The organism is Flammeovirga pectinis, from assembly GCF_003970675.1.
Classification (GTDB): Bacteria; Bacteroidota; Bacteroidia; order Cytophagales; family Flammeovirgaceae; genus Flammeovirga; species Flammeovirga pectinis.
This window is the reverse complement of sequence record NZ_CP034562.1, coordinates 3552454-3565000: the sequence shown is the minus strand read 5'-3', so window position 1 is coordinate 3565000 and position 12547 is coordinate 3552454. Positions and strand designations below refer to the sequence as shown.

The 12547-nt window shown below is 36.4% G+C and carries 14 protein-coding genes and 2 rRNA genes (1 of these 16 cut by a window edge); 13 read left to right on the top strand and 3 right to left on the bottom strand.

What is annotated here, in order from left to right; genetic code table 11:
- Positions 1–865, top strand: a 23S ribosomal RNA gene (locus tag EI427_RS14340) (it extends 2012 nt beyond the left edge of the window).
- A 123-nt stretch (positions 866–988) separates the two neighbouring features.
- Positions 989–1100, top strand: a 5S ribosomal RNA gene (rrf, locus tag EI427_RS14335).
- A gap of 189 nt (positions 1101–1289) precedes the next feature.
- Here rrf and EI427_RS14330 read toward each other — a convergent pair.
- The gene (locus EI427_RS14330; protein ID WP_126615801.1) at positions 1290–1958 is read right to left on the bottom strand and encodes an aspartate kinase; all 669 of its coding nucleotides are present in this window, start codon (positions 1956–1958) and stop codon (positions 1290–1292) included.
- Between the two features lie 166 nt (positions 1959–2124).
- Here EI427_RS14330 and EI427_RS14325 point away from each other — a divergent pair, with 166 nt between their 5' ends.
- The 3 genes from EI427_RS14325 (at position 2125) to EI427_RS14315 (ending at position 4508) form a co-directional block, all read left to right on the top strand.
- Positions 2125–3432 carry a glycosyltransferase gene (locus EI427_RS14325; protein ID WP_126615800.1) on the top strand — a complete coding sequence of 436 codons (1308 nt, stop codon included), beginning with the start codon at positions 2125–2127 and terminating at the stop codon, positions 3430–3432.
- Positions 3433–3558: 126 nt separating this feature from the next.
- Positions 3559–3987, top strand: coding sequence for a ribose 5-phosphate isomerase B (gene rpiB, locus EI427_RS14320; protein WP_205727861.1), 429 nt, complete (start codon positions 3559–3561; stop codon positions 3985–3987).
- A gap of 59 nt (positions 3988–4046) precedes the next feature.
- Complete coding sequence (locus tag EI427_RS14315; protein WP_126615796.1) at positions 4047–4508, top strand: DUF4293 domain-containing protein; 462 nt, start codon at positions 4047–4049, stop codon at positions 4506–4508.
- Positions 4509–4580: 72 nt separating this feature from the next.
- On the opposite strand, the gene EI427_RS14310 is transcribed toward EI427_RS14315, so the two are convergent.
- Positions 4581–5087: a hypothetical protein gene (locus EI427_RS14310; RefSeq protein ID WP_126615794.1), complete on the bottom strand. Its 507-nt coding sequence runs from the start codon at positions 5085–5087 to the stop codon at positions 4581–4583.
- A 48-nt stretch (positions 5088–5135) separates the two neighbouring features.
- A complete protein-coding gene (locus EI427_RS14305) occupies positions 5136–6260 on the bottom strand; it encodes a TRAP transporter substrate-binding protein (protein ID WP_126615792.1) in 1125 nt (374 codons plus the stop codon).
- Positions 6261–6576: 316 nt separating this feature from the next.
- Between EI427_RS14305 and rplC the strand changes: the two genes are divergently transcribed.
- The 8 genes from rplC (at position 6577) to EI427_RS14265 (ending at position 12277) form a co-directional block, all read left to right on the top strand.
- The gene (gene rplC / locus EI427_RS14300; RefSeq protein ID WP_126615790.1) at positions 6577–7197 is read left to right on the top strand and encodes a 50S ribosomal protein L3; all 621 of its coding nucleotides are present in this window, start codon (positions 6577–6579) and stop codon (positions 7195–7197) included.
- A 7-nt stretch (positions 7198–7204) separates the two neighbouring features.
- Positions 7205–7822, top strand: coding sequence for a 50S ribosomal protein L4 (gene rplD, locus EI427_RS14295; RefSeq protein ID WP_126615788.1), 618 nt, complete (start codon positions 7205–7207; stop codon positions 7820–7822).
- A gap of 12 nt (positions 7823–7834) precedes the next feature.
- The gene (rplW, locus tag EI427_RS14290; protein WP_126615786.1) at positions 7835–8122 is read left to right on the top strand and encodes a 50S ribosomal protein L23; all 288 of its coding nucleotides are present in this window, start codon (positions 7835–7837) and stop codon (positions 8120–8122) included.
- Positions 8123–8266: 144 nt separating this feature from the next.
- A complete protein-coding gene (gene rplB / locus EI427_RS14285) occupies positions 8267–9091 on the top strand; it encodes a 50S ribosomal protein L2 (RefSeq protein ID WP_126615784.1) in 825 nt (274 codons plus the stop codon).
- An 8-nt stretch (positions 9092–9099) separates the two neighbouring features.
- Positions 9100–9378, top strand: coding sequence for a 30S ribosomal protein S19 (gene rpsS / locus EI427_RS14280; protein ID WP_126615782.1), 279 nt, complete (start codon positions 9100–9102; stop codon positions 9376–9378).
- Positions 9378–9779 carry a 50S ribosomal protein L22 gene (gene rplV, locus EI427_RS14275; protein WP_126615780.1) on the top strand — a complete coding sequence of 134 codons (402 nt, stop codon included), beginning with the start codon at positions 9378–9380 and terminating at the stop codon, positions 9777–9779. The genes rpsS and rplV overlap by 1 nt, the downstream gene beginning before the upstream one ends.
- A gap of 11 nt (positions 9780–9790) precedes the next feature.
- Positions 9791–10582, top strand: a complete 792-nt coding sequence (gene rpsC / locus EI427_RS14270) for a 30S ribosomal protein S3 (protein WP_126615778.1) — start codon at positions 9791–9793, stop codon at positions 10580–10582.
- A 288-nt stretch (positions 10583–10870) separates the two neighbouring features.
- A complete protein-coding gene (locus EI427_RS14265; protein ID WP_126615776.1) occupies positions 10871–12277 on the top strand; it encodes a sodium-dependent transporter in 1407 nt (468 codons plus the stop codon).
- Positions 12278–12547 lie beyond the last annotated feature (270 nt).

The following is a 12547-nucleotide window of genomic DNA, read 5'->3' as shown; positions in this document are numbered from 1 at the left end:
AATTGAAGTAGCGGTGAAGATGCCGCTTACCCGCAACGGGACGAAAAGACCCCATGAACCTTTACTGCAACTTAACGTTGGCCGTTGGCCAGGAATGTGTAGGATAGGCGGGAGACTGTGAAGGAGCGTCGCTAGGCGTTTTGGAGTCATTGTTGAAATACCGCCCTTTCCTGTTCGACGGTCTAACGGGCTTAAAGTCCGGACATTGTTTGGTGGGTAGTTTGACTGGGGTGGTCGCCTCCAAAAGAGTAACGGAGGCTTTCCAAGGTTCCCTCACGACGGTCGGCAATCGTCGGAAGAGCGCAATGGCATAAGGGAGCCTGACTGCGAGAGAGACATTTCGAACAGGCACGAAAGTGGGACATAGTGATCCGGTGGTACCGCATGGAAGGGCCATCGCTCAAAGGATAAAAGGTACTCTGGGGATAACAGGCTGATCTCCCCCAAGAGCTCATATCGACGGGGAGGTTTGGCACCTCGATGTCGGCTCGTCACGTCCTGGGGCTGGAGAAGGTCCCAAGGGTTGGGCTGTTCGCCCATTAAAGTGGCACGCGAGCTGGGTTCAGAACGTCGTGAGACAGTTCGGTCTCTATCTGTTGCGGGCGTAGGAAATTTGAGAGGCTCTGACTTTAGTACGAGAGGACCGAGTTGGACACACCTCTGGCGTACCGGTTGTTCCGCCAGGAGCATCGCCGGGTACCTATGTGTGGAGCGGATAAGCGCTGAAAGCATCTAAGCGCGAAACCCACCTCGAGATGAGATTTCCATATAAGGGTTGTTATAGATTATGACGTTGATAGGCTTCAAGTGTACGTGTAGAGATACATTCAGCTGAGAAGTACTAATCGCCCAAGAGCTTTTCTTTTACGGTTAGCACTCTAGTAATAGAGTGCTAGCAAAGTTTTTCCTTTTCACTGTCAAATAACTTATTTAGATGAGTTGTTTGGTATTAGTGATTAGATTCGATGATCAAAGACATTAAGATATTGATGGTGTCAATGACGTGGGTGTTCACCTCTTTCCATTCCGAACAGAGCAGTTAAGCCCCACAGTGCTGATGGTACTGGGTTAACCCCCGGGAGAGTAGGTCGACGCCACATTTATTATATATAGAAGGTTAGTTAACACAAGATGTTGACTAACCTTTTTTTGTGGCTATACTTTTTTAAAGAAAGTAGATCTCAAAAAAATAGCAAAACTAAAAAGCCATAGGATAATTAAATATCTTATGGCTTTCTTATTTATCTAGGATAGAGTAATTCATCTGAATGATATTGAAAATGGGATGATTAACTATTCTTCATGTCATGCAATAACTTGAAGGTGTGGTTTATCTCTTCTTTCTCAATAATTATTGAAAACTCATGTTTGGTTGAGATAAATTCTACAACATTTATTTTATTCCAAGCAAGAGTTTTTAATATATGATAGAAAACACCGGGGGCATCTTTGGTATAAGAAATAGGCATTCTCATGGTAACTGCAGCAAGTTCTTGAATTTCAGATAGTTTTTCTTCTTCCTCAAAAAGTTCTTTTACTTTATCTGCAAATGTCTTACTCGTAATAATATTTGTTTCATGCATACCTTTTGATGATGCATGAAATAAGTCGCTGCTACTATTTTGAACTAGTTCTAATAAGTCTTTTTGAGCACGAATAAGTGTTGGAGAATTTTTATAAGCAAAATCGACAAGATCAGAGCGAACTAAAATGTCTCCCATATGCCTAATGTAATCTTTAGCTTGATCTTCTAATTGAGAGGCGTCAACTTTATGTGCCATTCGTTTTAGTGCCATTACAATTGCTCCTTGCTGTACTTCTTTATCAAACCTCTTTTCTATTTCAGGGTGTAATTTTCGAGCAAGAGCACTATAATTTATAATACCTTCTGCAATTCCTTCTTGTAGAAAAGGAGATTCATTAATTAGTTCCGCGATTACTTCAGCAAGTGTGAGCATATGTACTTTAAATTTGAGACCAAGTCAAAATTAATGTTTATAATTCGGCTTTTAAAGGCTTCGAAATAAATATCAAAAGATATATAGTTTTTTTAAGTAAACAGTATCCTATTTTTGTATCTTTATTTAGGCGTTACCTATCATTTTTTGAATAAATAATAACCTTATGAAGAAGGTACTTGTTATAACTTATTATTTTCCTCCTTGTGGAGGAATACCTGTAATACGGCCTCTTAAGTTAATAAAATATATTAGAGATTTTGGTTGGGAACCAGTTTTAGTTACCCCTAAAGATGCACACTATCCATCTTTTGATAATGAAATGCTAGAAGATTTCCCTCAAGATATTGAACGAATAAAAGTACCAATTTGGGAACCTTATAGTTTATATAAAAAGTTTACTTCTAGAAAGAAAGATGAAAATGTCAATAACGTTTTAGTTGCATCAGATGAGAAAAGTAAATCTTGGAAAGCAAAGCTTGCTGTTTTTATTAGAAGTAACTTTTTTATTCCCGACGCTAGAAAATTTTGGATTGGACCAGTTGTAAAAGAAGTATCAAAATATTTATCTAATAATAAAATTGATGCAATTATAACTACAGGGCCACCACATTCTGTTAATTTGATTGGAGCTCACTTAAAAAGTCAATTTGATTTACCTTGGTTAGCAGATTTTCAGGACCCATGGACTCAAGTAGATTATTATAAAGAACTGATATTAACGGATTGGGCTAACAATAAACATCATCAATTAGAACAACAAATATTTAAAGAAGCAGATATAATTACGACTGTAAGTGATGCTTGGAAAGATGATCTTTATGCTATTGGAGCTAAAAACGTAGCTGTCGTTCCATTGGGATATGATCCTAAAGATTTCTCAATGTTATCTAATAGATCAGATAGTAAGAAAATGAGAATTACACATCTCGGTTTAGTAGGTAAAGATCGTGTTCCATATCAACTACTTGATATAATTATAGAATTAGGAGTTGAATTGGAAGGGTTCTCTACTCAATTTGAATTACAATTTATTGGACAAGTAGATTATTCAATTATTGAATTTATAGAAAGACATAAAAAGAAAAATTTGATTTCTTTTGTTTCCCAATTAACTAGAAAAGAAGCTTTGCAAAAAGGTAAATCTTCTGATGTTCTGTTGATGTTATTAAATAAGGCAGATAACTCAATAGGTCGTATTCCAGGGAAGCTATTTGAATATCTAGCACTAGAGAAAACTATACTTAGTTTAGGGAATACAAAAGGAGATTCTTCTAAAATAATTGCAGAAACAGGAATGGGAGAATGTTTGGAGTACAATCAAAAGAAAGAAGTAAAACAATTAATTACTTCTATGTTTTTAGAATGGAAAGAGAATGGAAAACTTACACCTCAAAAAAGTAGTGCATACGCACGATATAAATCTCAAAATATAGCAGAAGCATTTTCTGAAGCCTTGAAAAGTATTCTTTGAGAAGAAAATATAAAAAAATATAGGATTAAATTAAAATATCTTGTCGTCAACGCAAAACAATTGATAACTTTGCAGTTCTGATGAAATTTCATCTAGAATAATAGTAAACATTAAATTAGTCAGATAATGAAATTGGCAATTGGTGGCGATCACGCTGGTTACGAATACAAAGACGAAATCATTAAGCACTTAGAAGCAAATGGTCATGAAGTAAAGGATTTTGGTCCTTTCTCTACAGCATCTTGTGACTATCCTGATTACGTACACCCTTTAGCAACAGCTGTTGAAAATGGTGAGTATGAATTTGGTATCACTATTTGTGGTAGTGGAATTGGTGTTTCTATGGTAGCAAATAAGCATAAAGGTATTCGTGCAGGCTTATGTTGGGAGCCAGTATTAGCAGCATTAACGCGTCAGCATAATAATGCAAATGTATTATCAATGCCTGCTCGTTTTATTTCACTTGCAAGAGCAATTGAGATTGTTGATACTTTTATATCAACAGAATTTGAAGGAGGACGTCATCAAAATAGAGTTGACAAGATTCCTGTATAATTAAATATAGAATTAATATATTCTTGTAGAGAGTATATTATTAAAATATCAAATAGAAAATGATTCAAAGAATTCAATCAATCTTTCTTTTATTAATTACAGTTGTAATGACTGCTGTAATTTTTGCTCCAATTTGGTCGGCAAATGTTGAAGGAAAAGAAGCTACTTTAACGGCATTACAATTAGTAGTATCAGATGGAGAAACGGTGAATACAATTGCAATTGCAATTGTATCTGGGCTATCTGCATTTGTAGCCGCAATTTCATTATTCTCTTTTAAGAATAGAATGAATCAAATGAAATTGAATTTATTAAATAGTGTATTGATATTTGCAACAATTGGGTTAATCTTTTATTATGGATACTTTATGGGTGCAGAATTAGTTGGTGGCGAAGGTAAATTTGCAGTCGGTTTCTTTTTACCTGTGTTTTCTATAGTATTTAACTCGTTAGCGAATAGATTTATTCAGAGAGATGAGAAAAAAGTAAGAGATTCTGTAAGTGGACGTCTTAGAGACTAATTCTAGGGATTTTCATACAAAAAGGGGTTGATATGTTTTCATATCAACCCCTTTTTTGCTGTTTAGCTATTATTATTGCTCATTCCAAATATCGAATGAGAAAACTGTATCATCAAGTTTTAATGTATTATCATTGTATTCTTTGATGAACTTAGCGATTACTTCTTTAGTAACAGAAGGGACATTTAGACAGATGTCTAAAGGAACTCCGCTTCCATCTGCATCCTCAGGACGTTCTTCAACAAATTCAGCTACATCATAATCGTCGTTTTTAGCAATTTCAGCAGAAATTTCTTCTAACGCTTCGATATGTGGACCGTCGATAACATCAAAGTCAGCGTCTTTGAATTTTGGATTTTCTTCAATTACAAGCTGTGTAGCTTCTTCATGAATTTTAGCGAAGTATTCCATTTCAAGCGTATATAAAAACGCATCCATTACTACTTCTTCTCCATTTCTAGTTCCAATAAATTGGAATTGAACTTGACTTTCGTCGTTTTCATCAGGTGCAGTGAAAACAAAAGATTTACCTGCAGCCTTGCAAGCATCTTTTACTTTGGCTAATAATTTTGTATTCATCTATGAGAATCAATGATTTATAAGCTGCAAAGATACACCAATTTATGGTTATAAATAAGGTTGCATTGCATCTGTTGAGATTATTGACCATTGTTTAATATTTTTCTTAAAAGCTTGGAAGCTATCATTTACTTTTTTAGCAAATGGGTCGTTAGTAATTAACTCATTTAAAGTATCTTCTGAGTAACCTTTTAAGGCTTTCATTACATCTTCTGGAAAGGGGAGAATTTCATTATTACCTTCTTGGATTATCTTCTGTAGATACTCAGTATTAAATTTTTCAAATTCAGACATCATAATACCATTGTATTTTAAAGAGACAGCCTTTATTAATACTTGGAGATCTTCAGGTAAACTATCATATGCTTTTTTATTACAAACTAACTCTAATGTAGCAGACGGTTCATGCCAACCAGGGTAATAATAGTATTTAGCAATTTTATGAAAACCCATTAAATAGTCGTGATAAGGACCAATCCATTCCGTAGCATCAATTACACCTCTTTCTAGATTTGTGTAAATTTCTCCACCTGGAACAGTAACTGATGTTCCTCCTGCTTTCGTAAACACCTTACCCCCTAAACCAGGAATTCTCATTTTTATTCCCTTTAAATCTTCAGTTGAGTTAATTTTTGTGTTAAACCAACCTCCCATTTGTGTGCCTGTATTTCCACACGGAAATGGCTCTAAGCCTATTTTATTATACAACTCTTTCCATAACTCGTTGCCTCCACCATATAATAACCAAGCATTTTGCTCTCTAGTATTCATGCCAAAAGGAGTTGCTGTAAAAAATACTGAAGCAGGGATTTTTCCAGCCCAATAATATGCCGCACCATGCATCATTTGTACACCACCTAATTGTACAGCATCAAAAGATTCTAAGGCAGGTACTAGTTCTCCTCCTCCATAAACTTTAATATTTAGACGTCCATCTGAAAGGTCAAATAATTCTTTTGCTAAATTATTAACACTTTCTCCAAGAATAGGGAAGTTAGGAGGCCAAACGGTAACACACTTCCAATTGAATACTTTATCCTTAGTGCTATTATTTTTCTTTTCTTCTTTTGATGTTGAATTATCACAAGCGGCAAGAATACCACCTGTTATAGCAGCAGTACTTACTTTGGAGAAATTTTTTATGAATGATCGTCTAGTATTTTTCTTAGTCATAGTATACCTGCTCTAAGAGCAAAAAAATGAGATTGAAGTCTGTAAACTTTAAAAATTATGGGAATATAATGTTTCTGTTAATAAAAGCTACCTATGTTGCTGTTTTTTAGCGATATAAGAATAAATATTTGGTATGTGATTTAAAATGCTTACCTTTGCAAGCCGTTTGAAAGCTGTACTATATCAAATCAGCTCGAACGAGAGATACAAAATGAAGGACCAGACGGGGAGCTCGAAGCGTATTTTTTGTTCAATGAGTTGGATGTTTATGAGCTGACATTCAGGTATTTTATAAAATTTAATTAAGTATAGAACAATGCCAGGACTTATTGCAAAAAAAGTCGGTATGACTAGTATTTATGATGAAAACGGCAAGAATATCGCTTGTACGTTGATTCAAACTGGTCCTAACGTTGTGACTCAAGTTAAGACGCAAGAAACGGATGGTTACACTGCTATCCAAGTAGGCTTCGACGAGAAAAAGGAGAAGCGCACGTCCGCTGCTATGAAAGGTCACTTCTCAAAAGCAAGTACTTCGCCAAAGCGCAAAGTAATTGAATTCCGTAACCCAGTAATGGAGCGTGGATTAGGAGACGTTTTAAAGATGGATGAGATTTTCTCTGAGGGAGAATTTGTTGATATCGTAGGAACATCAAAAGGTAAAGGTTTCCAAGGTGTAGTTAAGAGACACAACTTCGGTGGTGTTGGACAAGCTACTCACGGTCAGCATAACCGTTTGAGAGCTCCAGGTGCTATTGGTGCTTGTGCTACTCCATCACGTGTTTTCAAAGGTCTTCGTATGGCTGGACGTACTGGTGGAAAACGTGTTAAAGTTATGAACTTACGCGTTATGAAGATGTACCCAGAGGACGGTTTAATCCTTGTTTCTGGTGCAATCCCAGGTGCTAAAAATTCTTACGTAATCCTTGAAAAGTAGTCGGAAGATGGAAATCGCAGTATTGAATTCTAAAGGCGTTGAGACAGGTAAAGTAACTTTACCAGAAGCGGTATTTGGCATTGAGCCAAATGATCACGCTATCTATCTTGACGTGAAAGCGTACTTGGCAGCACAACGTCAGGGAACGCATAAAGCTAAAGAGCGTGCTGAGATCGCAGGATCTACTCGCAAGCTTAAAAAACAAAAAGGTACAGGTACGGCTCGTTCGGGCTCAATCAAATCTCCAGTATTTCGTGGAGGTGGACGTATTTTTGGACCTCGTCCGAGAGATTACCGTCAATCACTTAACAAAAAAGTTAAGCAATTGGCACGTCGTTCGGCACTTGCTTACAAAGCACAAGAAAGTAATGTTATAGCTCTTGAAGGTTTATCATTTGATGCTCCTCAAACTAAAGCATTTAAAGAAGTGCTTGCAAACTTGAATTTAACTGGTGTTAAAACATTAGTTGTTCTTGCTGAGCAAAACGAAAATGTTTACAAGTCTGCAAGAAACTTGGCTAAAGCAAATGTTGTAGTGGTTAATTCTTTAAACACTTACGATATCTTGCATGCTGACAAGTTAGTTCTTGCTCAAGACGCAGTTGAAAAATTGTCTAACCTTTAAGCCCTTAATATAATGCAAGTATTGGTAAAACCTATCTTGACAGAAAAGGCTGCAATTGCTCACGAAAAAGGTGTTTACACATTCGTAGTAGCTAAAGGAGCTAACAAGGTACAGATCAAACAAGCTGTTGAAGCAAAGTATGGTGTTTCTGTAGATGCAGTTCGTACTGCAATCTTACCAGGTAAATCAAAAACTCGTTACACAAAAGCTGCTGTAGTAAGCGGTCATACTTCATCATACAAGAAAGCTATGGTGAAAGTTGTAGAGGGTGAGATTATTGACATCTACGAAGGTCTTTAAGATCTGATCTAAAGAAAAAAGAAAAGTACCGGGTTCAGAACTTTTGGGTTCTGCGCACTGGTATAAGTTTAACCAATTTGTTGTCTATGGTAGTTAGGAAAACCTATCTGATTACTGTAAAAGCAAATTACGAAAGTTTGAAAAATGGCTGTTAAAAAGTTAAAGCCCATAACTCCGGGACAGCGATTCAGAGTCGCTCCTACTTTCGAGGAAATCACGAAAAGTACACCAGAAAAGTCACTGACAGTTGGTAAGCACCGTTCAGGTGGTCGTAACAACTCAGGTAAAATGACTGTACGTAACATTGGTGGCGGTCATAAGCGTAAATTACGTGCGATCGACTTCAAACGTAACAAGCATGGCGTTCCTGGTATCGTGAAATCTATCGAGTACGATCCAAACCGTACTGCACGTATTGCATTAATCTATTATGTAGATGGTGCTAAAACGTATATCGTTGCTCCAGAAGGATTACAAGTTGGACAGACAATCTTGTCTGGTTCAGGTGTAGCTCCTGATCTTGGAAATGCGCTTCCATTGTCTGAAATCCCTGTTGGTTCAATTATCCACAATGTGGAATTGAAGCCAGGTAAAGGTGCTGCTATGGTACGTTCTGCTGGTGCTTATGCACAATTGCTAGGTCGTACAGGTAGATATGCTACACTTAAATTACCTTCAGGTGAAACTAGACTAGTATTAATCGAATGCTTAGCAACTATCGGTACTGTTTCTAACGGCGATCATATGAACGTTCGTTTAGGTAAGGCTGGTAGAAAGCGTTGGTTAGGTCGTAGACCACGTGTAAGAGGTGTTGCAATGAACCCAGTTGATCACCCTATGGGTGGTGGTGAAGGTAAATCTTCAGGAGGTCACCCTCGTTCACGTACAGGTGTATACGCAAAAGGTCAGAAAACGCGTAACACTAAGAAGTACTCTAGTAAGCTGATCGTTTCAAGAAGGAAAAAGTAATTTAAGTCATGGCAAGATCGCTAAAAAAAGGACCTTACATTGATTTTCGTTTGGTAAAGAAAATCGATGCGACTAATGAGTCTGGCAAGAAGCAAGTCATCAAGACTTGGTCTCGTAGATCTATGATCTCTCCAGATTTCATAGGTCATACATTTGCTGTACATAATGGCAACAAATTTATTCCTGTTTATGTTACCGAGAATATGGTAGGTCATAAACTAGGAGAATTTGCTCCAACACGTACTTACAAAGGTCATATCAACAAAAAAGATAAAGGCAAGAAATAATGGAAGCAGTAGCAAAACTTAACAATTGCCCTATCGCTCCACGCAAGATGATGCTTGTAGCGGACGCAGTAAGAGGTGTGCAGGTTATTGATGCACTGAATACTCTCCGTTATGCTCAAAAAGCTGGTGCTCCTCTAGTAGAAAAGTTAATTCTTTCTGCAGTGGCAAACTGGGAAAATAAAAACCCTGACGAGTCTGTTGAAGATGCAGATTTATATGTGAAATCAATCTTTGTAACTGGTGGACGCCAATTAAAGCGTTTCCGTCCAGCTCCACAAGGGCGTGCTCACAGAATCCGCAAGCGTTCTAACCACGTAACAGTGGTTATCGATGCTCGCAGCACAAGCCTTATTGATGTAGTGTCAGAAGGTTCTTCAGAATCAAACGAGTCAGATAATTAATAAAATTTTCCATGGGACAAAAGATAAATCCAATTGGTCTTCGTTTAGGCTATATCAGAGGATGGGAATCTAGCTGGTATGGTGGAAAAGATTTCTCTGACAAGCTTGTAGAGGATAACAAGATCAGAAAATATATCGCAGTTCGTTTACCGAACCCTCGTGCAGGTATTTCACGTATAGTTATTGAGCGTACTATTAAGCGCGTTACTTTAACTATTCATACTGCTCGCCCGGGTGTTGTTATCGGTAAAGCAGGTGCTGAGGTAGATAAAATTAAAGAAGAGTTAAAGCGTTTAACTGGAAAAGATGTTCAAATCAACATCTCTGAAGTTAAACGTCCTGAAACTGACGCTAAATTAATTGGTGAGTCTATCGCTCAACAATTAAAAAGCCGTGTTTCTTACCGTCGTGCTATGAAACAAGCTATCGCTAACGCGGTACGTCATGGTGCTCAAGGTATCAAGGTAAAACTTTCTGGTCGTTTAGGAGGTGCTGAAATGGCACGTACTGAACTATACAAAGAAGGTCGTATTCCTTTGCATACTTTACGTGCGGATATCGACTATGCTTTATCTGAAGCTCTAACTGTTTATGGTATCATTGGTATCAAAGTTTGGGTATTTAAAGGTGAAGTTTTAGGTCGTCGTGATCTTTCTCCATCAGCTGAAACTGGACGTCGTGATAACCGTAGAGGTGGTAACGATCGTGGTGGTAAGCGTAATAACAACGATCGTCGCAGTAGAGGCGGCCGTGGTGGTGCTAGAAAAAGCGGTGGTAACAAAGGTGGTGCACCTGCTAAATAAGCAGTAGTACTAATTAAAATCTTGCATTCTGGTGGACCCAAGTAGTTGTAGCTACTTGGGTCTTTTTTTTGTTTATTATTTTAAGCTATCCGAATTATATTTTGTGTATTTTCAATTTTATTACTTTTAATTTTTATTGATTAGTTATTTATGATAGTAGTTTTGATAAACATTAAATATATCCATATAAAATTGACAAACTTCGTTATAACTATTTTATTGCGTGTCGGTTAGTTAAATCCCTAACAAATTAGAATCTCATTGACAAACAATTCAATTATATAAAAAATGGCAGGTATAAAGAATTCTGAAAGTAGTCGTGGTGGCTTCTCGAATAAATTCGGTTTTATTATGGCAGCGGCTGGTTCTGCTGTTGGTCTAGGTAATATTTGGAAATTCCCATTTGAAGTGAGTGATGGAGGTGGAGGAGCCTTTGTTGTAATGTATTTAGCTTTCTGTTTTATGTTATGTTTCCCTGTAATGATGGCAGAAATTGCTTTAGGGAGAAAAACAAACAAGAATGCAGTAGGGGCATTTGCAGCGAATGGACATAAAAAATGGGCAGGTGTTGGTATGCTTGCTGTTTTGAGTGGTTCATTAATATTATCTTTCTATAATGTAGTAGCAGGATGGGCATTAGGGTTTGCTGTAGAAATGTTTTCTGGAAACTTTGCTGTAGGAAATAACTTTGGGGAGTTTGTAGGAAACTGGCATATCAATTTAATGGTATCGACTGTGTTTATGTTTGTAACGATATATATTGTTGCTAAAGGTGTTTCTGGAGGAATTGAAAAAGCGTCTAAGATCTTAATGCCAACACTTTTAGTATTAATATTTGGCTTGATGGCATATTCTCTGACACAACCAGGAGCAATAGATGGAGTTAAATTTTATTTAATCCCAGATTTTAGTGAAATAAGTTTTAAAACAGCCTATGGTGCAATGGGGCAAGCATTTTTCTCATTATCACTTGGTATGGGTGCGCTTATCACTTATGGTAGCTATGTAGGTAAAAAAGATAATATTGTAAGTGCAACCGCAATGATCTTATTAGCAGACGTTGGTATAGCATTTATTGCAGGTTTAATGATGTTTGCTTTTATTTTCTCTCAAGGTTTACAAGGACAAGGTGGAGGAGCAGGTTTAATATTCACAGTATTACCGGGAGCATTTGAATCTATCGGTCCTGTTTTAGGAAGATGCATAGGAGGTTTGTTCTTTGTACTATTATCATTTGCAGCCTTAACTTCTACTGTTTCTTTACTAGAAGTACCTGTTGCTTATGTTGTAGATGAGTTTGAAATTAGAAGAAGTCGAGCTGTTTGGATTGTAGGCGCTGTGATATTTTTATTAGGAGTTCCATCAATGTTAGGAAATGGTACGGTAGAATTCTTTACCAATTTTGTTCACTATCATGGTTCTAATACAACGGTTAACTTCATGGATTTTATTGAAGATTTAGCTTCTGATACATTCCTACCTTTAGGAGGATTCTTAGTATCTGTATATACAGCTTATATTTGGAGAGGAGACAAGTTTAAAGAAGAAATAGAAAGTGGAAACCCAGGGTTTGCAACTTCTTTTATGGGTAAATACACAATTTTTGCTTTAAAATATTTAGCTCCATTTATTTTAGGATCAATTACTATAATTACAATTCTTTCTAAATTCTTTGGTATTCATTTAATTGATTAAGAGATTTAGAAAATCATATATTTAAGGAATTATATCATGAGGTATAATTCCTTTTTATTTATGAGGAATTTATGTAGTTATAATCATCAATTTTAAGTTGAAAATACTATACAAAATGCTATTATTTTTTAAGTTATTTCAACATAATAAGTGATAATATTTGATTTGTATAAAAATTAAATGTTGTAGCATAAGGAGATAAGTATTTTCTTGCATCTTGATTTATATATCTATACAATTTCTCATTGTAATAAACATTACTTTATCGAA

Coding starts and splice junctions, on each gene's coding strand:
- rplV (WP_126615780.1), top strand. CDS start 9,378: ATGGAAGCAGTAGCAAAACTTAACAATTGCCCTATCGCTCCACGCAAG.
- EI427_RS14315 (WP_126615796.1), top strand. CDS start 4,047: ATGATTCAAAGAATTCAATCAATCTTTCTTTTATTAATTACAGTTGTA.
- rpiB (WP_205727861.1), top strand. CDS start 3,559: ATGAAATTGGCAATTGGTGGCGATCACGCTGGTTACGAATACAAAGAC.
- EI427_RS14265 (WP_126615776.1), top strand. CDS start 10,871: ATGGCAGGTATAAAGAATTCTGAAAGTAGTCGTGGTGGCTTCTCGAAT.
- rplB (WP_126615784.1), top strand. CDS start 8,267: ATGGCTGTTAAAAAGTTAAAGCCCATAACTCCGGGACAGCGATTCAGA.
- rplC (WP_126615790.1), top strand. CDS start 6,577: ATGCCAGGACTTATTGCAAAAAAAGTCGGTATGACTAGTATTTATGAT.
- EI427_RS14325 (WP_126615800.1), top strand. CDS start 2,125: ATGAAGAAGGTACTTGTTATAACTTATTATTTTCCTCCTTGTGGAGGA.
- EI427_RS14305 (WP_126615792.1), bottom strand. CDS start 6,260: ATGACTAAGAAAAATACTAGACGATCATTCATAAAAAATTTCTCCAAA.
- rplW (WP_126615786.1), top strand. CDS start 7,835: ATGCAAGTATTGGTAAAACCTATCTTGACAGAAAAGGCTGCAATTGCT.
- rpsS (WP_126615782.1), top strand. CDS start 9,100: ATGGCAAGATCGCTAAAAAAAGGACCTTACATTGATTTTCGTTTGGTA.
- rplD (WP_126615788.1), top strand. CDS start 7,205: ATGGAAATCGCAGTATTGAATTCTAAAGGCGTTGAGACAGGTAAAGTA.
- EI427_RS14330 (WP_126615801.1), bottom strand. CDS start 1,958: ATGCTCACACTTGCTGAAGTAATCGCGGAACTAATTAATGAATCTCCT.
- EI427_RS14310 (WP_126615794.1), bottom strand. CDS start 5,087: ATGAATACAAAATTATTAGCCAAAGTAAAAGATGCTTGCAAGGCTGCA.
- rpsC (WP_126615778.1), top strand. CDS start 9,791: ATGGGACAAAAGATAAATCCAATTGGTCTTCGTTTAGGCTATATCAGA.